The sequence below is a fragment of the Bacillus cereus group sp. N14 genome, assembly GCF_016483555.1.
GTDB lineage: Bacteria > Bacillota > Bacilli > Bacillales > Bacillaceae_G > Bacillus_A > Bacillus_A wiedmannii.
Window position 1 is genome coordinate 1 of sequence record NZ_JAEHBQ010000094.1, and the last position, 262, is coordinate 262.

Here is a 262-nt window from a genome sequence, read left to right on the forward strand (position 1 = left end):
ACTAATCACATTGACCTCTTTCCCCAGCAACCCCAGCACCAACCGTATTAACTGTCTCTCCTTCATATCAAGTAAGCCCATACGACCCAGTAGGTCCTGTAATCCCAGACTTTCCAGTCGGTCCAGTTAGGCCAGTCGGTCCAGTCGGGCCTGTTGGGCGTGTAGGGGGTGGTGGGCGAGTTGTTGGAGGGGGTGCAGTAGGTGCGGGAGGTGCAGTGGGAGGTATTGGTTCTGAGGGGTGTTGTGGTGGGGGATAGGGTGG

The 262-nt window shown here is 56.9% G+C and carries 1 protein-coding gene; it reads right to left on the minus strand.

All coding sequences use genetic code 11. The features are described from left to right. Positions 1-67: 67 nt before the first annotated feature. On the minus strand, positions 68-262 hold a 195-nt coding region (locus tag JDS82_RS29220), incomplete at its 5' end, for a hypothetical protein (protein ID WP_199714337.1).